Source organism: Campylobacter sp. Cr9, from assembly GCF_020138295.1.
GTDB lineage: Bacteria > Campylobacterota > Campylobacteria > Campylobacterales > Campylobacteraceae > Campylobacter_E.
In genome coordinates this window covers 28,719-49,416 of the sequence record NZ_JACGBH010000009.1, presented here as the reverse complement: position 1 = coordinate 49,416, position 20,698 = coordinate 28,719, and the positions used below count along the sequence as shown (strand labels likewise).

Here is a 20,698-nt window from a genome sequence, read left to right as displayed (position 1 = left end):
CAAAACTATTCTTTCAAAACTTACCAAGAGGTACATATATGTTAAATAGCTTACATTCAGGAAACAGATTAAGGGTGGATTTTTCAAACGTTCCACAACAAATTGAGATTCCAAATCTATTACAATTACAGCAAAAAAGCTTTGATTATTTTTTAAATATTGGTAATGAAAACAGAGAAAGTGGTATAGAAAAAGTTTTCAAATCTTTCTTTCCTGTTAGTGACTCTCAAAATAGATTAAGTTTAGATTACGTATCTTGTGAATTTGTAAAACCAAAATATACAGTTAGAGAATGTATGGAAAGAGGTCTTACATATGCAGCGAATTTACGCGCAAAAATACGTTTAACGCTATATGATAGAGACGAAAAGACTGGAGAAAAAATCGGTATAAAAGATATTAAAGAACAAGATATTACTATTCGTGATATTCCTTTAATGACCGATAGAGTTTCTTTCGTTATCAATGGGGTTGAAAGAGTAGTTGTAAATCAACTTCATAGAAGTCCAGGTGTTATTTTCAAAGAGAGTGAAGAAGGCAATAAGCTTTTATATTCTAGCCAAATTATACCTGATAGAGGTGCTTGGATTTATTTTGAATTTGATTCAAAAAATATTTTATATGCAAGAATTAATAAAAGAAGAAAATTCCAAGCTACTTTACTTTTAAGAGTTTTAGGCTATAGCAAAGAAGATATAATTCAATTATTCTATCCTATCCAAACAATTACACTTAAAAAGCATAAGTTTTATACAAAATTTGATGTTAATTCATTAGGTGATAGAGTAGAATTTGATTTAGTAAATGAAAAAGGTGAAGTAGTTCACGAAGCAGGTAAAAAATTAACTAAAAAGAAAATTAAAGAATTAGAAGATTCAGGATTAAAATTAATTGAATATCCTGTTGATATATTAGCAAATCGTCAATTAGCTGAACCTGTTTATGATAAAAATACAGGCGAGTTATTGTTTGATACTTTAACAATGCTTGATGAAGATAAATTAATAGCACTTGTTCATAATGGCAGTGATTTTAAAATAGCAAATGATGTTGGGTCTGGCGTAGATGATTCAATGTTAAAAACTCTTCAAAATGATTTGGATATGTTTAAATCATTTAAGCGTTCTGAAAATTATGAAACTGAAGAAGAATTTGCAATTGCAAAAATATTTAGAGTATTAAGACCCGGTGATCCTGTTGTTTTAGATGCTGCTAAAACATATATTTTAGACATGTTATTTAACCCTGAAAGATACGATATCACAAGAGTTGGTCGTATGAAAATGAACCATAAATTAGGTCTTGATGTTCCTGAGTATGTTACAGTTTTAACAAGAGAAGATATAGTAAAAACTATTCAATATCTTTACAGAATAAAATCAGGTCGTGGATATTTAGATGATAGAGACCATTTAGGAAATAGAAGAATAAGAGCTATTGGGGAGCTTTTAACAAATGAGCTTCACATAGGTTTTGCTAAAATTCAAAAAGGTATTAAAGATAAGTTAAGTTCTATTACAACTCCTATTGAAGAGTTAATGCCAAGTGATTTAGTTAATTCAAAAATGATTACTTCAACTTTACTTGATTTCTTTACAGGTGGTCAATTATCACAATTTATGGATCAAACTAACCCATTAAGTGAAGTTACTCATAAAAGAAGATTATCAGCACTTGGAGAAGGTGGTTTAGTAAAAGAAAGAGCAAGTTTTGAGGCTCGTGACGTTCATACAACTCATTATGGAAGAATTTGCCCTGTTGAAACACCAGAAGGACAAAATATCGGTCTTATTAACTCACTTTCTACTTATGCAAAAGTAAATGATTTAGGCTTTGTTGAAGCGCCTTATAGAAAAGTTGTAGATGGAAAAGTTAGTGATGAAATTGTATATTTAACGGCAACTCAAGAAGAAGGAATTTGTATTGCTCCAGCTTCAACAAAAGTAGATGAAAAAGGCAATATTGTAGATGACTTGCTTGAAGCAAGAATTGACGGAGAAACAATATTAGCAAAGCGTGAAGATATAGGACTTATAGACCTTACTTCAGGAGCTATTGTTGGACTTGCAGCTTCTTTAATTCCTTTCTTAGAGCATAACGATGCTAACCGTGCTCTAATGGGTTCAAACATGCAACGCCAAGCAGTTCCTTTATTAACAGCAACAGCTCCAATAGTTGGAACAGGTATGGAAAGAGTAGTTGCAAGAGATGCTTGGGAAGCTATAAAGGCAAAAAGAGCAGGTAAAGTAGAAAAGGTTGATAGTAATAATATTTTCATTCTTGGAGAAGATGAAAATGGTTTATATATTGACCATTACAAGTTAGAAAAAAATCTAAGAACTAACCAAAATACAACATTTTCACAAAAGCCTATTGTAAGAAAAGGTGATTTAGTAAAAGAAGGACAAGTAATTGCAGATGGTCCATCTATGGATCAAGGTGAACTTGCTATCGGTAAGAATGCTTTAATCGCATTTATGCCTTGGAATGGTTATAACTACGAGGATGCTATTGTAATGAGCGAAAAAATGATCCGTGAAGATGCATTTACTAGCGTTCATGTTTATGAAAAAGAAATAGAAGCTCGTGAATTAAAAGATGGCGTAGAAGAAATAACTCGTGATATTCCAAATGTAAAAGATGAAGATGTTGCTCACCTTGATGAAAGTGGAATTGTAAGAATAGGAACACATATTAAGCCAGGAATGATTTTAGTTGGTAAAGTTTCTCCTAAAGGCGAGGTTAAACCAACTCCTGAAGAAAGATTATTAAGAGCTATTTTTGGTGAGAAAGCAGGTCATGTTGTAAATAAATCTTTATATGCTGGAGCTAGCGTTGAAGGTGTTGTAATTGATGTAAAAGTATTTACTAAAAAAGGACACGAAAAAGATGCGCGTGCAAAAGCAGCTCAAGATGCAGAACGCTTAGTATTAGAAAAAGACTATCATGATAGACTGTTAATGATGGATAGAGAAGAAAATTTAAAAATTGCTAAGCTATTAAAAGAAACTCCTTTAGAAAAAGCTGAAACCATTGGTGGAACTTCTTATAAAAAAGGAGATATTGTAAAAGAAGAAGATTTATCTAATTTAAATCGTTTTGCAATAGGAAGTATTATTAAAGCTTATCCAAAAGATGTTCAATCATATTATGAGAATTTAAAAAATCATTTCCAAAATGAAAAGAAAAATTTAAAACAAGAGCATGATGAAAAGCTAGAAATATTAGAAAAAGATGATATTTTACAAAATGGTATTGTAAAACTTGTTAAAGTTTATATTGCTACTAAGCGTAAATTAAAAGTAGGGGATAAAATGGCAGGTCGCCACGGAAACAAAGGTATTGTTTCTTGCATAGTTCCTGAAGTTGATATGCCATATTTACCTGATGGAAGACCTGTTGATATTGTTCTAAACCCACTAGGTGTTCCAAGTCGTATGAATATAGGTCAAATTTTAGAGAGCCATTTAGGTTTAGTAGGTCTTAGATTGGGAGAGCAAATTCAAGAAATTTTTGATGCAAAAAGAGCTGATTTTATAAAAGAATTACGCCAAAAAATGATTGATATTTGTGATATTTCAAGACTTATGGATGCTAAGGTATATCTAAAAGATATGAGTGATGAAGAATTTATTCGCCATGCAAGAGATTGGAGTAAGGGTGTTAAATTTGGTGCTCCTGTTTTTGAAGGTGTTACAGCAGCAGAGTTTAAAAAGCTATTTGAAATGGCTAAAATTGATATGGATGGCAAAAGTGAATTATACGATGGCCGCACAGGCGAGAAGATGAAAGAGCGTGTAAATGTTGGTGTTATGTATATGCTTAAACTTCACCACTTAGTAGATGAAAAAGTTCACGCAAGAAGTACAGGTCCATATAGTTTAGTAACACAACAACCAGTTGGCGGTAAAGCACTATTTGGAGGTCAAAGATTTGGAGAAATGGAAGTTTGGGCTCTTGAAGCTTATGGAGCTGCTCATACTCTAAGAGAAATGCTAACTATAAAATCAGATGATATTGATGGAAGATTTGCAGCATATAAGGCATTAGCAAAAGGTGAAAATGTAACTTCAGCTGGAATTCCTGAAACATTTTTTGTTCTTACAAACGAGCTAAAATCATTAGCTTTAGATGTTGAGATTTATAAAGAGGATAATGATAATGAATAAAAAATATAAAAAAATCCAACTTAATGAAGAAGAAAAACCAAGTCAATTTGATGCCATAGGGTTTAAAATAGCAAGCCCTGAGGCTATTCGTTCATGGTCTTTTGGTGAAGTAAAAAAACCAGAAACTATCAATTATCGCACACTTAAGCCAGAAAGAGATGGCTTATTTTGTGCTAAGATTTTTGGACCTATTAGAGATTACGAATGCCTTTGTGGTAAATATAAGAAAATGCGTTTTAAAGGCGTTAAATGTGAAAAATGTGGTGTTGAAGTAACTACAAGTAAAGTAAGAAGAACAAGAATGGGTCATATTGAGTTAGTTACTCCAGTAGCTCATACTTGGTATTCAAATGCAATTCCTGCAAGAATTTCAACATTACTTGATATTTCAACAAAAGATTTAAGCCGTGTTTTATACTATGAAGCTTATATTGTTGAAGCAGTTGGAGATGCTCATACAGCAACTTATGATGATAATAAAAAAGTTTCAAAATATAGCGTAATTAGCGAAGAACAATTCCAAGTACTAAATGAAAGATATGAAGATACAGGCTTTAAAGCTAGAATGGGTGGAGAAGTAATTCATGACTTATTAGCTGAACTTGATTTAGTTGATATGGTAAGAGAGCTTAAAGAAGCTTGCGAATTAGCTCCAAAATCAAAAAAACCTGCAATTGTAAAAAAATTAAAAATTGTAGAAAGCTTTTTAGCTAGTTCTCAAAGTGGAGAAGGAAATCGCCCTGAGTGGATGATGATTACATGCTTACCTGTTTTACCACCTGATTTACGCCCATTAGTTTCACTTGATGGCGGAAAATTTGCTGTTTCTGATGTGAATGATTTGTATCGCCGTGTAATTAATAGAAACTCTCGTTTAAAAAGATTAATTGAGCTTGATGCGCCTGAAATTATTATAAGAAACGAAAAAAGAATGCTTCAAGAAGCAGTTGATTCTTTATTTGATAACGCTAGAAAGCAAACAGGTGCTGCAAAAGGTGCAAACAAAAGAACGCTTAAATCACTTACTGAAATTATTAAAGGTAAGCAAGGGCGTTTTAGACAAAACCTACTTGGAAAGCGTGTTGACTTCTCAGGTCGTAGCGTAATTGTTGTTGGTCCAAAACTTAGAATGGATCAATGTGGATTGCCAAAGCAAATGGCTTTAGAATTATTCAAGCCACATTTATTAGCTAAGCTTGAAGAAAAAGGCTATGCAACCACTGTTAAACAAGCTCATAAAATGATAGGCGAAAAGACCAATGAGGTTTGGGAATGTCTTGAAGAAGTTGTAAAAGATCATCCTGTAATGCTTAACCGTGCACCAACACTACACAAGCTTTCAATTCAAGCTTTCCATCCAGTGTTAGTTGAAGGTAAAGCAATTCAACTTCATCCTTTAGTTTGTGCTGCATTTAACGCTGACTTTGATGGTGACCAAATGGCTGTGCATGTTCCATTAAGTCAAGAAGCAATAGCAGAATGTAAGATATTAATGCTTAGCTCAATGAATATTTTATTACCAGCGAGTGGTAAAGCTATTACAGTTCCATCACAAGATATGGTTTTAGGTATTTATTATCTATCGCTTGAAAAAGCTGATGCAAAAGGCGCTAATAAGATTTGCACAGGTGTTGATGAAGTATTAATGGCAATGCAAACAGGCTCACTTGATATTCACGCAAGTATTAAATCAGTTGTAAATGGCAAAAGCATTAAGACTACAGCAGGTCGTTTAATTATTAAATCAATTTTACCTGATTTTGTTCCTGAAGAATTATGGAATAAGGTTTTAAAGAAAAAAGATATAGGCGCATTAGTTGATTATGTTTATAAAAATGGTGGCTTAGAAATTAGCGCAAGTTTCCTTGATAATCTTAAGAATTTAGGATTTGAGTATGCTACAAAAGCAGGTATTTCAATTTCTATTGCTGATATTATTGTTCCAGAAGAAAAGAGTGATAATATTGAAAATGCAAAAGCAAAAGTAAGAGAAATTCAAAACTCATTTAACCAAGGTCTAATTACAGCTAGCGAACGCTATAATAAAATTATTGATATTTGGAAAAATACAAATAATGAGCTATCAAAGAATATGATTAACCTAATGAAAAATGATAAAGCAGGGTTTAACTCAATTTATATGATGGCTGACTCAGGTGCAAGGGGTTCAACTGCTCAAATTTCACAGCTTGCAGCAATGCGTGGTCTTATGGCTAAACCTGATGGTTCAATTATTGAAACTCCTATTACTTCAAACTTTAGAGAAGGTCTAAACGTTCTTGAGTACTTTATTTCAACTCACGGAGCTAGAAAAGGTCTTGCAGATACAGCGCTTAAGACTGCAAGTGCTGGACACTTAACAAGAAAGCTAATAGATGTTGCTCAAAATGTTAAGATTACAATGCATGATTGTGGAACTCATGAAGGTATTGAAGTTAGTGAAATTACAGCAGATGGTGTTGTGGTTGAAAACCTACACGATAGAATTATCGGAAGAGTTTTAGCTGATGATGTAATTGATCCAATTAGCAATGAAGTATTATTTAATGAAGGCACTTTAATTGATGAAGTAAAAGCAAAAAGTATCGTTCAAAGCAATATTAAATCAGTTACTATTAGAACTCCAATTACTTGTAAAGCTAAAAAAGGAATTTGCGCTAAATGTTATGGAATTAGCCTTGCAGAAAGTAAGCTAGTAAAAACTGGTGAAGCTGTTGGTATTATTTCAGCTCAATCAATCGGTGAGCCAGGAACTCAGCTAACACTTAGAACTTTCCATAGTGGGGGAACTGCTACAACTGATATGCAAGACAGACAAGTAGAAGTTAAAAAAGAAGGTTTCATAAGATTTTACAATGTTCAAACTTATACAAACAATGAAGGTAAGAAAATTATTGCAAATAGAAGAAATGCAAACATACTTTTAGTTGAGCCAAAGATTAAAGCACCTTTTGATGGAGTAGTTTCTTATATCAACTCTCACGATGATATAACAATCGTTGTAAAATCAGGTAAAAAAGAGCAAAAATACATCCTAAGAAAGCACGATGTTGCTAAGGTTAATGAATTAGCTGGAGTTAGTGGAAACTTACTAGGTAAATTATACTTACCATATAAAGAAGGCGATAAAGTAGTTGAAAACGAAAGTATCGTTGAAGTAATTAAGGAAGATTACAATATTCCAAGACGTATTCCTTATGCATCAGAGCTTAAAATTGAAGATGGAGCGCCAATAGCTCAAGATATTAGAGCAAACGCAACAGGTAAGATTAATTACTTTATCCAAAAGAGCGATGGCTTAGAAAAAATTGAGCTTAAAAAAGGTCATATTGTAAATGAAAAAGGCTTATTTGTAATTATTTCAGACGGAAATGATAGAGAAGCAATTCGCCATTATGTTCCAAGAAAGTCAAAAATTGAGTTTGCAAGTAATGAAATAGTAAAAAATGCAAATGATTTGATAGTAACAGACGCAAGCAAAGAAAGTCATATAATTGCTGAGTGGGACCCATATAACAACCCTATAATTGCAGAAAGCGATGGTGTTGTTAGCTTTGTTGATATTGAACCAGGATTTAGCGTTGAAGAGCAAACTGATGAATTAACAGGAAACAGCTCTTTAGTTGTTAATGAATATTTACCAGCTAGTATGAAACCAGCTATTATCATTACAAAAGATGATGGAAGTACAATAAGATATCAATTAGAGTCAAAAACCGTTATTTATGTAAATGATAATCAAAAGGTAAAAGTAGCTCAAATTTTAGCTAAGACACCAAAAGCAGCAACTAAGTCAAAAGACATTACCGGAGGTCTTCCAAGGGTAACTGAATTATTTGAAGTAAGAAAGGTTAAAAACCCTGCTACTTTAGCTGAAATAGATGGTATTGTAAGATTAGGACAAGCTAGCCGTATGAGACAAATTATTACTATTGAAGGTGCTGATGGAAGTTTAGTTGAGCATACTATTGATAGACACAGCCAAATTCAAGTAAGAGATGGCGAAATGGTTCATGCGGGTGAGCGTTTAACTGATGGAACAATTACAAGTAATGATATTTTAAGAATATTAGGCGAAAAAGCATTACACCATTATTTAATTAGCGAAATTCAACAAGTTTATAGCGGTCAAGGTGTTGCAATTTCTGATAAACATATTGAAATTATTATTTCGCAAATGCTAAGACAAGTAACCATTATTGATAGTGGCGATACTAAGTTTATAGTAGGTGATGTTGTAAGTAAGCGTAGATTTGCAGAAGAAAACGAAGCTGTTATGAAGTTTGGCGGACAACCTGCGATAGCTGAGCCAAAACTAACGGGTGTTACTCGTGCATCAGTAAGTAGTGATAGTATTATTTCAGCTGCGTCGTTCCAAGAAACTACTAAAGTTCTAACAGAAGCTAGCGTAACTGGTAAGATTGATTACCTAGAAGACTTAAAAGAAAACGTTGTTTTAGGTAGAATGATTCCTGTTGGAACAGGTCTTTATTCAAGAGCAAAACTTCAAATTCGCAAAAACGACTAATAAATAGGGGCTAAATGCCCCTAACTTAATTCCTATTTCAAATTCTTTTAAAATTTTGTGGAATTTGAAATAGGAATTTAAACCCTTTTATCATATAAATTCTCACCATTTTTATAAGCTAAAAATAAAGCTAATAAATCTCTTTCATCTTTGATATTACGAATATCAAGTTTGCTTAAAATATCTTTCATGCTCTCACGTACATCAATGTCTTTTACTTCTATGGGTTTGAATGGTTTTTTATCTTCGGGTTGTTCTTCTTTTAATTTATTTTCATCATAAATAGCTTTTAGTTTCAAATATTCTTTTTTAAAGTCTTCTATGCTGATTTCTTCATTTGCAAATAACATTTCTAATCTATTGTCATTATCTTCAAAAGATTTTTTAAATTTTTTATCACTTAGAGATAGTTTGTCTATGGGATTTTCTTTTAAAAATTCTAAAAGCTCTTTTGAATCATCGTTATTTTGATAAAAAGCTCTTTGGTATATTGAATTGTTTTCAAATTTAAACAAAGGTTGAACTTCTAGCTTTAGTGCTACAACTCAAGCAGGATCACTACTATCTATTGTAAGCGAATCTTTTGTGCTTAATATTTCTTCGTTTGGATCTTTTTGGTAAGTAATTATTCCTTTTAACATTTCGTTTTCTAAGGCTTCATAAATCTTGCTACCTTTTTCGTAAGCTCCTATTTTACTAAGCACGGCATTAGGATCATAAGTGCCCCACTCATCTTGTGGAGCATCTTTTAAAATCTTTGCGATTTGTTCTTTTAAATTATTTTGATTTGCTTTAGAGTTTAGATTGTTTATTGATGTTTGATTTATAGAATTAATTTGCATTTTTACCCCTTTTTATTTATATCGGTAAGTTTTGGAAAAAATTAATATTTTTTAAAGAATTTGAAATAGGAATTACAAATTACAATTATTGATTAAAATCGCACAAAATTAAAAGAAAGTCATTAGGTAATGAATACACTTATTTTTGGAATTATTTTTGGATTTTTATTAGCAAATTTTAAATTTTGCTTTTTTTCTGGGTTTAGAAATCTTTTTTATTTTAAAGATTTTTCGTTTGTTAGTGCTTTAAGTTTATGCGTATTTTTACAATCTTTGGGTCTTTTTACATTAGAGCATTTTAGATTAATTACCATACCTGAGTTTAAATTCTCAATACTTGCTACTATTATAGGTAGCTTTATATTTGGCGTTGGAATGGCCTTTAGTAAGGCTTGTGTTAGTGGAAGTTTTACTAGAATTATTAATAATAGCTCTTATTTAATCACGGCTTTTTCTTTTGCTTTTAGTATGGCTTTGTTTAATGGAGTATTTAAAAAATACATAGATGTTTTTACTAAAAACGAACTTACAAATATTCATACTTATTTAAATATTTCTCCTTTTATTTTAGTTGCTTTGCTTGGAATTTTAAGCATATATTTTATTTATAAAGCCAAAAAAATTAGCATTCTTGCAATAGTTTTAGCGATTTTAAGCCTTTTAATGTGGAAAATAATAGGCTTTAGTTTTACTTTATCTGTGCCTAGTAAAAATATGATTTTATATCTAGTAACCAATCAATATAGATATTTAGATTCTGGAGTGTATTTTTTATTTGGCTGTATTTTGGGAGCAATTTTTGCTAATTTAAAATCATTTTCGCTTAAAGGCGTATCCCTAAAACAAGGATATTTTAGTGTAATTGGAGGCTTTTTAATGGCTTTAGGAGCTTCTCTTGCGAGTGGTTGTAATGTGGCAAATATTTTAATCGCTAGTGCTTATTTTAGCTTTCAAGCCTTTATATTTTTACCTTTTATGCTTTTTGGATTTTTGATTATTTTAAGGAGAGTATCGTGAAAAAATTGATTTTATTGTTTGCACTTATTTTTAGTGCTTGTTTTAATGCTGATGATGTTAAATTGCTAAATACCGATGAATTTAAGGCTAGATTAAATAATGATTATTTGATAATTGATACAAGAATTGATAGTTATTATAATGGTTTTAGCGAAGATGGGGCAAAAAATGGCGGTCATATTAAAGGGGCTTTAAATATTAGTGCTTTATCAATGGATTTTATTGAAAATAAAAAATTTGAAGAATATTTTAAGGCTAAAGGCATTACAAAAGATAAAAAGCTCGTATTTTATGGCTCTAATTTAGATGAGATAAAAAAAGTTAGCTCGGAGTTTTTAGCTCGTGGATACAATGGTGAGATTTATGCTGATTTTACAGACTATGCAAATAATAATGAATTAGTAAAACTTAAAAATTATCATTTAGCAATCTATCCTAAATGGCTAAACGATTTAATGCAAGGCAAAAAAGTTGAAAGCTTTAATGGTAAAGATTTTATGGTTTTTGAGGTTAGTTGGGGAGAAAATAGCGATGAATATAGCGAGCACATAAAAGGTGCTTATCATTTTAATACCGATTTAATAGAAAATGCTCCTGTTTGGAATTTAAGTGATGCGAAAACTTTAGAAAAAAATCTTTTAAGTTTAGGAATTACGAGTGAAAAAACCATAATTTTATATTCTAAAAATCAAATGGCAGCTCTAAGAGTATTTTTTGCACTAAAATATGCTGGAGTTAAGGATGTTAGATTTTTAAATGGTGGGTTATATTCTTGGCAAGAAGCAGGATTTAGCATAGAAAAAACTCCAAATATACCTAATAAAGAAAGCGATTTTAAAGCAATAATTCCTGCAAATGCTAATATAAATATATCAATGCCAAATGATATTAAAAATTATAAAGGCGATTTAAAGTTAGTAAGTGTTAGGGCTTGGGATGAGTTTATAGGCAAAATTAGTGGTTATGATTATATACCAAAAAGCGGTGAGCCAAAGGGTGCTATTTGGGGATTTGCAGGGACAAATTCATCTAATGTAGCTGATTATTATGACCCTGATGGAACGCTTAGAAATCCTTATGAAATATATGAATTATGGCAAGGTCAAGGCATTAATAAAAATGATAATTTAGCCTTTTATTGTGGCACTGGCTGGAGAGCTAGTGTTGCTTGGTTTATGGCTTTACTTGATGGTTGGGAAAATATTTATATCTATGATGGTGGCTGGAATGCTTGGCAAATGGATGAGAGCTTAGAAATACAAAAGAATTTAGATTTGATTAAACCCGATTCAAAAAATGATTATGGTGCAGTATTTAAAGAAGGTGCTAGTTGTAAAAGTTAAAAAGCCATTATATTGCTTTTAAGCACAATTAAACTTTATGCTTAAAAGCTAATTCCTATTTCAAATTCTTTTAATTTTTTGCTGTTTTATGAGGGGTATTTACTAGACTTAAATTATTGAAAGTATCAATATCATAAGCTTTGCCAAAGCCTTTTACAAATCTTCCGCTTTTAATTTCAAGCTTTATAAAATGAAAATCTAACATGGTTTTAAACACTTCTACTTCATTTCCATGAACTTCTTTTAATACTTCAAATAATTCTTCTTTTCTATCATCAACTATCGTTGCATTAACTTGATAGCTTAGTCTTTTTCTAGCAAATATGCTTGCAGCTTTGCATTCATCTTCTAAGAACATTATTTCTACATTGTTAGGGTTATTTTTAATATTTGCAAAATGTTTTGCAACTTCGCTTATGAAAATAAACATTTCATTGTTTTTAAAAATTATTGGAGCATAAGAGCAAAGAACTTTATTATCAATACTAAGACTTGAGATATTTACGCTTTTAAAAGTTTTTATAAATTCTTGTAATTCATTCATTGTATTCCTTCATAAATATAAAAGAATTTGAAATAGGAATTAGCCCCCAAAAAAGGGGCTAAAGTTTAAATAAACATATTGCTTAGGTTTATATTTGCGTTTTTAGTTAAAACACGCTTTCTATAAACGTTAGAAACTTCACTCTCATCTCCAACTAAAAGTGCGTTTGTAGCACATACAGCAGCACAAATTGGCACTCTTCCTTCGCTTATGCGGTTTTGTCCATAAAGCTCTCTTTCAGCTTCGCTGTTAGTTTCTTCAGGACCACCAGCACACATCGTACATTTATCCATTTCGCCTTTAATTCCAAATGCACCATCTCTTGGAAATTGTGGTGCGCCAAATGGACAAGCGTATAAGCAGTATCCACAGCCTATACATACTTTTTTATCATGTAATACAATACCATCTTCACGGATATAAAAGCATTTAACCGGACAAACTTGCGCGCAAGGTGCATCTGTGCAGTGCTGGCAAGCAATAGTCATTGATACTTCTTTGCCTTCAATTCCGTCATTTAGGGTAATTACCTTTCTTCTTTTAATTCCAACAGGAACTTCGTGTCCGCTTGAACATGCAACTTGACAAGCAAAACAACCAATACAGCGATTTTTATCTACAAAAAACTTCATTCTAGCCATTTATTAAGCCCTCTCAATTCTGCAAAGTCCAGCGTTGTATTCGCTAATTTGCGTATTTGGGTCAAACCCGTAGTTTGTTACTGTGTTTGACATTTCGCCTATTGCATAAGGCTTTGTTCCTTCTGGATAGTTATGGCTTAAATCCACACCTTGTAAAACACCCGAGAAGTTATAAGGTAAGCATATTCTATCAGGAGTTACGCTTCTATTATGCACGCATTTTACTTTAATCTTAGTGCCTTGTGGAGAATGTATCCACATCATTTCACCATCACCAATATTATGCTTCATAGCAAGTTCAGGATGCACATTAGCAAACATTTCAGGTGTAATATCAGCTAGGTATTTACTTGTTCTTTCAAGCATACCAGCACCACTTAAATTCACTAAACGCATTGAGCTAATAATAACAGGGAAGTCCTTGCTCCAGTCTTGTCTTTGTTGCTCGCTCTTATACATTGTAGTAACACGGAAATTTGGAGTTGTTTGATCATCAAAGCTAGGATATTTTTGAACTAAATCCCATCTTGGTGAGTGAATTGGCTCTCTGTGTTTTGGAATTGGGTCGCTAAATTCCCAAACTATTGTTCTAGCTCTTGCATTACCTAAACAACAAGCACTTTTCTCACGGCATTTTTCTAGGATAATTCCTGAAATATCAGTACTCCATGAGCCACCCATTAATTCTTTTTCTTTATCGCTTAATTTGATTCCGAAAACTTTTTCTATATTATTTTTATCAATTTGTGGGAAACCTCCCTTAACTTTAGAACCAACAGGAGTAAAGTTACTATCTGCTAATTGACTAACGCCATTATGCTCAAGTCCAAATCTATTTCTAAAGCCCATTCCACCTCTTTCATAAGGCACATTTGGGTTCCATAAAATTGGAGTTCCTGGGTGTTGTTTATCCCATACAGGCCATGGAAGTCCGTAATATTCACCTTTTACTTCGCCACCTAATCCTTCTAGCGTATTAGGGTCAAAGTTAGCCCAGTTTGCTTGATGTTTTCTTAGTCTTTCTGCGCTAATTCCACGAAGACCTATTGACAAAAGTCCGTTACTCATCTCTCTTGTTGCATCATCAGGCCATTTAGCATCTTGATCGTCTGGGATTACTTGAACTAACTTATGGTCTTGAAGCTCTAGTTTCATACCACGAGTATATTCTGTATAAAAACCAAATTTCTTAGCAAACATAAACATAATTTCATGATCTTCTTTGCTTTCATAAATAGGCTTAATAACTTGGCTTCTCCATTGCATTGAGCGGTTAGTTGCAGTTACATAGCCTTCTGTTTCAAACTGAGTTGTCGCAGGAAGTATATAAATACCATCAGGACGATCTGCTAAAACAGCAACCTCATTTACAAATGGTTCAGCTACTACTATTAAATCAAGTTTTTTAAGTGCTTCTTGAATTTTAACAGTGTGAGCCATTGAAGTAATTCCTGTTCCTTGAACCCAAAGAACTCTAACAGGAGCATTTGAATGTGTTGTATCGCTTCCGTAAGGAGTTACACCTTTAACGCCTTGCCACCATCTTGATAAGCTAAAGCCTTTTTCGTGCATCCATTTTTTGCCACCATTTGCACTATCATCTACGAAGCGTTTTTGCATATCTTCATATTTTACGCCCCATACATTACAAAAATGCTTCCAAGCACCTTCAGCTAATCCATAATATGCTGGAAGTGTATCAGCTAAACAGCCCATATCAGTAGCACCTTGAACGTTGTCGTGACCACGGATAATGTTTGTTCCACCACCAGGCTTACCGATATTTCCTAACACTAATTGTAAAATAGCTAAGATACGAGTATTTGAGCTACCAACTGAGTGTTGAGTAATACCAAGCGACCAGAATAGTGTAGCTGGTTTTGTAGTTGCAAATAATTTTGTTACTTGATGTAAAATTTCTTCGCTACATCCACAAATGTCAGCAACTTCGCTAGGAGTATATTTTTTCGCTTCTTCACGGATTAAATCTACACCATAAGTTCTATCTTTAATTAATTCTTTATCTTCCCAACCATTTTCAAAAATGATATTTAGCATTCCATATACGAAAGCTATATCAGTTCCAGGACGAATTCTTACATAAATATCAGCATGAGCTGCACTTCTTGTAAATACAGGGTCTACTACGATTAGTGGAGCATTGTTTCTATCTTTTGCTTGTAAAATATGCTTATATCCAATAGGGTTTGCTACCGCTGTATTTGCACCAAACATAATCATACATTTTGTATTACCTACAACGTCACCAAAGTGATTTGTCATAGCGCCATATCCCCAAGTATTAGCCACACCGGCTACTGTTGCGCTGTGTCAAATTCTAGCAACGTGATCTATTGAGTTAGTTCCCCAAAATGCTGCAAATTTTCTAAAATAATAAGCTTGTTGGTTATTAAATTTCGCTGAGCCTAAGAACATTACGCTATCAGGACCGCTCTCTTTTTTGATTTCAAGCATTTTATCGCCGATTTCATTTACAGCTTGTTCCCAGCTAATTCTTTCCCACTTACCATTAACTCTTTTTAGTGGAAATTTAACACGACATTTTGATTTGGTTAAATCAATTTGATCAATTCCCTTACAGCAATGACTTCCTAAAGAATGTGGATGGTCTATTGCATTATGTTGTCTTACCCATACGCCGTTGTGAACTTCAGCTTCAATACCACAGCCTGAACTACAAATTGTACAAACAGTTCTTACTATTTTGCTTCCTTCATAAGGCATTTTTACATTTTCATCAGCCTTAACGGTAGCAGTAGTAGCACCGAATGCGCTAGTAGTTGCACCAGCCATAGCAGTCAGCTTTAAAAAGCTTCTTCTGCTTATACTTTTACGCATTTATTTTCCTTTCTTTAATTAATATGCAATTTTGTAAAATTTTTCCCAGTGAAGGGTTTTTTTGTATAACACTTCTTTTTTCTTTGCACGTCCAGCTACTACGCCTGAGGTGTTGTTTTCAGTGCTTACTGCAGCGTTTAAACTAACACTAGCAACAGCACCAATGGCACCAGCGCTTAGAGCCTTTTTAAGAAACGCTCTTCTTTTGTTTTCCAAGACTGCCTCCTTATTTAAAATTTTGAGTAACCTAAATAATACTAAATTGCCTTAAAATTAGGCTTAAGAAAAATTAATAATATTGCTATAAAATAATATTATGATAATGATAAAAAGAGTCAATTTTGCTAAGAAAAAATAAGATAAAAAAAGACCTAAAATTAAAAAATGTTTATGTAGTAACTTCTAGCATTGCATGTGGAAAATCTACATTTTTAAATTACGCTAGAAAAAATGGTATTTTTTGCATAAATGCTGATGAAATTTCTAATATTGTATTTCGTTACAAATCTAAACAAATTGCTAAAAAATTAAAGATTTGTAATTCCGATTTCAAATTCCTTTCGCTAAAAGATAAAAAAAAGCTTGTAGCTAGTATTGTTTTTAAGGACAAAAATTTAAAGAAAAAATTAGAAAAAATAATGCACTCAAAAATAAAAAAAGAAATCATCAAAAAGATAAAAAACTCAAAAGAAAAAATTATTTTTGTTGAAATTCCACTTTATTTTGAAAATAGAAATTATAATTTTTTGCTTAATAAAATCATTATATATTGCCCTTATGATTTGTCTTTAAAAAGGCTAATGGGTAGAAATAATCTAAGTTTAGATGAAGCAAAACTTAGGCTAAATTCTCAGCTAAATATTGAAGAAAAAATAAAATACGCAACCTATCTCATCAAAAACGATGGTAATTTAGAAGATTTTAAAGAAAATTCGCTAAAACTTATAAAAAATTTAAAGGAAAAACATGGAATTTCATAAATACTATGCAAATGGCAATGATTTTATTATTTTTAAAAGTGATAATTTAGACTCAAAATATCTAAGTAATTTAGCTAAAAATTTATGTAATAGATACAGCGGAATAGGTGCTGATGGGCTTATTGCTATTAAAAAAGAAGAAAATAAAGAATATGATTTTTCATGGGGTTTTTATAATCAAGATGGCTCAAGTGCTTCAATGTGTGGAAATGGAGCTAGAGCAGCAGCTCATTTTGCCTACTCAAATAATTTAGCAAAAGAACAAATGAGTTTTTTAACAGGTGCAGGAATAATAAAAGCTAATATCTATAATGATGATTTTGTAGAAATTAGACTTACTAAAGCTAAGATTATTCATGAAAATTTAGTGGAATTTGGCAATGTGTTTTGTCTAATAGATACAGGTGTGCCACATTTAGTAACTCTTGATGGAGTGCAAAATTACAATGAAGAAAACGCAAAATATTTAAGAGAAAAATACGATGCTAATGTAAATTACGCAACTTTTAAAGATGGGGTTTTATATGTTAGAACTTATGAGCGTGGAGTTGGAGAAACTTTAGCTTGTGGAACTGGAATGAATGCTTGTTTTTATTATGCTAGAATGCTTAAATTGGTTGATGAAAAGGCTACAATTTATCCAAAAAGTAATGATATTTGCGAAGTTAGTTTTAAAGATGATTATTTATATTTCAAAGCTCAAACTAAAAAAATTTTTATCACTACGCTTGATTGTTAGTTTATTTTGCTAGTATTTTAATATTTTTTTACATAGAAGGGATAATGAAAGAACTAAGTTTGATTGATGAAATGCTTAATCTACAAAATAGCTTAAATATAGCTACTTGTGGCAATGATTGGACAAAAGGTTTTACAAAAGAAAATCGCTTAATTGATTTTGCTCGTTGTATTTATATGGAATGTGCTGAGCTAGTTGATTCTATGCCGTGGAAACACTGGAAAAGCATAAATGCTAGTTGGGATTTAGAAAATATTCAAATAGAACTTGTTGATATTTGGCATTTTATTTTAAGTCTTGCTATTATGCAAAATAAACAAATAGAATTAAAAAATACAATTTCCGATTTTAAATTCTACAAAACTGATAAAAATCTAAATGAAATCTTAGAATATTCAAGAGAATTAATACATTTTAGCAGTGCTAAAACTGTTAACATAAACGATATATGCAATACATTTTTACACCTTACTTGCAAATGTGATTTAGAGTTTAATAGACTTTATAAAATCTACATTGGAAAAAATGTTTTAAATAAATTTCGCCAAGATAATGGCTACAAAGATGGAAGTTATAAAAAACTTTGGAATGGTAAAGAAGATAATGTGATTTTATATGAATTATTAGAACAAGATGAAATAAATTACGATAGTTTATATAAAAATCTTGATGATATTTATAAAAATTTAAAGGATTGATAATGGAAATAATAGGATATTACGATAAAGACAAAAATATTTATGATACTTTAAGCACTGATGGAATAGGACTTGAGCCAATTTATTATGATGATAGCCCAATGGCACTTGAAATCATTCGTCATAGCTGTGCTCACCTTTTAGCAGAAGCTATTACAAAATTATATAAAAATGCTAAGTTTTTCGTAGGACCTTGTGTTGATGAAGGTTTTTATTATGATTTTAAAGTTGATGAGAAAATTAGTGAAGAAGATTTAAAAGTTATTGAAGATAAAATGAGAGAACTTGCAAAAAAAGGCTCTCCTATGGTAAAAAACACAATGAGCTATGAAAAAGCTTGTGAGATGTTTAAAAACGATGAATTAAAACAAGCAGTATTAAGCCGTCTAAGTGGAGAGATTAGCACTTATTCTCAAGGCGAATTTACTGACCTTTGTCGTGGGCCACATCTTCCACATACAAAAATGCTAAAAAACTTTAAGCTTACAAAATTAGCAGGTGCATATTTAGGTGGCGATGAAAAAAATGAAATGCTAGTTAGAATTTATGGTATAGCGTTTGCGACAAAAGAAGCTTTAAAAGATTATTTAACAATGATAGAAGAAGCTAAAAAAAGAGATCATAGAAAACTGGGAAATGATTTAAAATTATTCACATTTAGCGAGCAAATAGGCGGTGGCTTACCATTGTGGCTTAAAAATGGTGCGAGAGTTAGAAGTAAATTAGAACATATTTTATATAAAGCTCATAGAACTAGATTTTATGAGCCTGTAAGAGGTCCTGAACTACTTAATTCAAGCGTTTGGAAAATTAGCGGACATTATGATAATTATAAAGAAAATATGTATTTTACTAGAATTGATGAGCAAGAATACGGCATTAAGCCAATGAACTGCGTAGGTCATGTGTTTTGCTATAAAAGTGAAGGTAGAAGTTATAAAGATTTACCTATTAAGTTTTTTGAATACGGAATGGTTCATCGCCATGAGATGAGTGGGGCTTTACATGGGCTTTTAAGAGTTCGTGAATTTACTCAAGATGATAGCCATATTTTCTGTATGCCAAGTCAAATAAAAGAATTAGTAAAAGAGATTTTAGATTTTGCTAAGAAGATTATGACAACTTTTGGCTTTGAATGGGAGCTAGAAATCTCAACAAAACCAGAAAAATCAATCGGAAGCGATGAGATTTGGGAAATCGCTACAACAGCATTAAAAGAAGCTTTAGATGAAGAAGGTATAAAATATGGTGTTGATGAGGGCGGTGGAGCATTCTATGGTCCAAAAATTGATATAAAAATACTAGATGCGTTAAAAAGAAAATGGCAATGCGGAACTATTCAAGTAGATTTTAACTTACCAGAAAGATTTGAGCTTGAATATACAGATGAAAACAATGAGAAAAAACGCCCTGTAATGCTACATCGTGCATTACTTGGAAGTTTTGAAAGATTTTTAGGAATATTGCTTGAGCACACTGCAGGAGAATTGCCATTCTTTATAGCACCTATTCAAGTGATGATTTTACCAGTAGGAGAAAAACATATTGAGTATTCAAAAGCATTACAAAAGGCATTATTAGAGCTAGGAGTTGATGCAGATATTAACGAAAAAAATGATACCTTAGGTAAAAAAATAAGAAATGCAGAAATGATGAAAGTACCATTTATTGCAGTAATCGGTGATGAAGAAGTAAATAACAATCAAATAGCTTTAAGAGATAGAAGAGCTAAACAACAATCAACACTAACAATGGAGGAATTTTTGAAACTAATTAAAGAAAAACAAAACGAGGTAGTATTTTGAGTAAAGAAAAAGATGTATTGTTAAATGAAGAAATAGATTTAGCACAGGTAAGATGTATAGGTGATGATGGCACTCAGTATGGGATAATTAGCAGTGATGAAGCAAATGCTCTTGCTAATCGTTTAGGACTTGATTTGGTATTAATCGCAAAAGATGCAAAGCCACCTGTTTGTAAAATTATGGATTACGGTAAGTTTTGTTATCAGCAAGAAAAAAAGCTAAAAGATGCTAAGAAAAAGCAAAAAGTAGTAGAAGTTAAAGAGATAAAACTTTCTGTAAAAATTGCTCAAAATGATATTAATTATAAAGTTAAACATGCGGTTGAGTTTTTAAAATCAGGGAAGCATGTTAGATTTAGAGTGTTTTTAAAGGGTCGTGAATTAAGCAATCCACAATCAGGAGAAGAACTACTTTTAAAAATTTATGAAGAAATTAGCGAAATTGCAAATATGGATAAAGCTCCTTTATTTGAAGGTCGCTATATAAATATGCTTTGCACCCCAAAAAGCGCTAAAAAATAGGAAATTAATTCC

The 20,698-nt window shown here is 31.8% G+C and carries 15 protein-coding genes; 9 read left to right on the top strand and 6 right to left on the bottom strand.

Features of this window, described 5'->3' with window-relative positions:
* Positions 1-38: 38 nt before the first annotated feature.
* Complete coding sequence (gene rpoB, locus AVANS14531_RS05670; protein WP_239817754.1) at positions 39-4,169, top strand: DNA-directed RNA polymerase subunit beta; 4,131 nt, start codon at positions 39-41, stop codon at positions 4,167-4,169.
* A complete protein-coding gene (rpoC, locus tag AVANS14531_RS05665; RefSeq protein WP_442862401.1) occupies positions 4,162-8,697 on the top strand; it encodes a DNA-directed RNA polymerase subunit beta' in 4,536 nt (1,511 codons plus the stop codon). Before rpoB ends, rpoC begins: the two co-directional genes overlap by 8 nt.
* Before the next feature lie 77 nt (positions 8,698-8,774).
* On the opposite strand, the gene AVANS14531_RS05660 is transcribed toward rpoC, so the two are convergent.
* On the bottom strand, positions 8,775-9,212 hold the full coding sequence (locus AVANS14531_RS05660) for a hypothetical protein (protein WP_336611646.1): 438 nt from the start codon (positions 9,210-9,212) through the stop codon (positions 8,775-8,777).
* 30 nt (positions 9,213-9,242) lie between these two features.
* The gene (locus tag AVANS14531_RS05655; protein WP_336611645.1) at positions 9,243-9,539 is read right to left on the bottom strand and encodes a hypothetical protein; all 297 of its coding nucleotides are present in this window, start codon (positions 9,537-9,539) and stop codon (positions 9,243-9,245) included.
* A gap of 129 nt (positions 9,540-9,668) precedes the next feature.
* Here AVANS14531_RS05655 and AVANS14531_RS05650 point away from each other — a divergent pair, with 129 nt between their 5' ends.
* Together AVANS14531_RS05650 and AVANS14531_RS05645 are read left to right on the top strand one after the other, a co-directional pair.
* Positions 9,669-10,556 carry a YeeE/YedE family protein gene (locus AVANS14531_RS05650; RefSeq protein WP_336611644.1) on the top strand — a complete coding sequence of 296 codons (888 nt, stop codon included), beginning with the start codon at positions 9,669-9,671 and terminating at the stop codon, positions 10,554-10,556.
* Positions 10,553-11,899, top strand: coding sequence for a rhodanese-like domain-containing protein (locus AVANS14531_RS05645; RefSeq protein ID WP_336611643.1), 1,347 nt, complete (start codon positions 10,553-10,555; stop codon positions 11,897-11,899). Before AVANS14531_RS05650 ends, AVANS14531_RS05645 begins: the two co-directional genes overlap by 4 nt.
* Positions 11,900-11,969: 70 nt before the next feature.
* Here AVANS14531_RS05645 and AVANS14531_RS05640 read toward each other — a convergent pair whose 3' ends face one another.
* From AVANS14531_RS05640 to AVANS14531_RS05625, 4 genes are all read right to left on the bottom strand, one after another.
* The gene (locus tag AVANS14531_RS05640; RefSeq protein WP_336611642.1) at positions 11,970-12,443 is read right to left on the bottom strand and encodes a pyridoxamine 5'-phosphate oxidase family protein; all 474 of its coding nucleotides are present in this window, start codon (positions 12,441-12,443) and stop codon (positions 11,970-11,972) included.
* 65 nt (positions 12,444-12,508) lie between these two features.
* Positions 12,509-13,084, bottom strand: a complete 576-nt coding sequence (fdh3B, locus tag AVANS14531_RS05635; protein WP_336611641.1) for a formate dehydrogenase FDH3 subunit beta — start codon at positions 13,082-13,084, stop codon at positions 12,509-12,511.
* A 3-nt stretch (positions 13,085-13,087) separates the two neighbouring features.
* Positions 13,088-15,943, bottom strand: coding sequence for a molybdopterin-dependent oxidoreductase (locus AVANS14531_RS05630; RefSeq protein WP_239817765.1), 2,856 nt, complete (start codon positions 15,941-15,943; stop codon positions 13,088-13,090).
* Positions 15,944-15,961: 18 nt separating this feature from the next.
* Positions 15,962-16,159: a Tat pathway signal protein gene (locus AVANS14531_RS05625; RefSeq protein WP_239817764.1), complete on the bottom strand. Its 198-nt coding sequence runs from the start codon at positions 16,157-16,159 to the stop codon at positions 15,962-15,964.
* 125 nt (positions 16,160-16,284) lie between these two features.
* Between AVANS14531_RS05625 and coaE the strand changes: the two genes are divergently transcribed.
* Genes coaE through infC form a run of 5 tightly spaced genes read left to right on the top strand, consistent with a single transcriptional unit; the run spans position 16,285 to position 20,686 of the window.
* Entirely contained in the window at positions 16,285-16,923 is a 639-nt protein-coding gene (coaE, locus tag AVANS14531_RS05620) for a dephospho-CoA kinase (RefSeq protein ID WP_336611640.1), read from the top strand.
* On the top strand, positions 16,910-17,662 hold the full coding sequence (dapF, locus tag AVANS14531_RS05615) for a diaminopimelate epimerase (protein WP_336611639.1): 753 nt from the start codon (positions 16,910-16,912) through the stop codon (positions 17,660-17,662). Before coaE ends, dapF begins: the two co-directional genes overlap by 14 nt.
* 44 nt (positions 17,663-17,706) lie before the next feature.
* On the top strand, positions 17,707-18,360 hold the full coding sequence (locus AVANS14531_RS05610) for a dUTP diphosphatase (RefSeq protein ID WP_336611638.1): 654 nt from the start codon (positions 17,707-17,709) through the stop codon (positions 18,358-18,360).
* Positions 18,357-20,165 carry a threonine--tRNA ligase gene (thrS, locus tag AVANS14531_RS05605; protein WP_336611637.1) on the top strand — a complete coding sequence of 603 codons (1,809 nt, stop codon included), beginning with the start codon at positions 18,357-18,359 and terminating at the stop codon, positions 20,163-20,165. The genes AVANS14531_RS05610 and thrS overlap by 4 nt, the downstream gene beginning before the upstream one ends.
* Positions 20,162-20,686, top strand: a complete 525-nt coding sequence (infC, locus tag AVANS14531_RS05600) for a translation initiation factor IF-3 (RefSeq protein ID WP_239817759.1) — start codon at positions 20,162-20,164, stop codon at positions 20,684-20,686. The genes thrS and infC overlap by 4 nt, the downstream gene beginning before the upstream one ends.
* The last annotated feature ends 12 nt before the right edge of the window (positions 20,687-20,698 follow it).

Bases quoted from the DNA above. Each gene is read 5' to 3' on its own strand.
- dapF (WP_336611639.1), top strand. From the start codon at position 16,910: ATGGAATTTCATAAATACTATGCAAATGGCAATGATTTTATTATTTTT.
- AVANS14531_RS05640 (WP_336611642.1), bottom strand. From the start codon at position 12,443: ATGAATGAATTACAAGAATTTATAAAAACTTTTAAAAGCGTAAATATC.
- rpoC (WP_442862401.1), top strand. From the start codon at position 4,162: ATGAATAAAAAATATAAAAAAATCCAACTTAATGAAGAAGAAAAACCA.
- AVANS14531_RS05610 (WP_336611638.1), top strand. From the start codon at position 17,707: ATGAAAGAACTAAGTTTGATTGATGAAATGCTTAATCTACAAAATAGC.
- AVANS14531_RS05650 (WP_336611644.1), top strand. From the start codon at position 9,669: ATGAATACACTTATTTTTGGAATTATTTTTGGATTTTTATTAGCAAAT.
- rpoB (WP_239817754.1), top strand. From the start codon at position 39: ATGTTAAATAGCTTACATTCAGGAAACAGATTAAGGGTGGATTTTTCA.
- fdh3B (WP_336611641.1), bottom strand. From the start codon at position 13,084: ATGGCTAGAATGAAGTTTTTTGTAGATAAAAATCGCTGTATTGGTTGT.
- AVANS14531_RS05655 (WP_336611645.1), bottom strand. From the start codon at position 9,539: ATGCAAATTAATTCTATAAATCAAACATCAATAAACAATCTAAACTCT.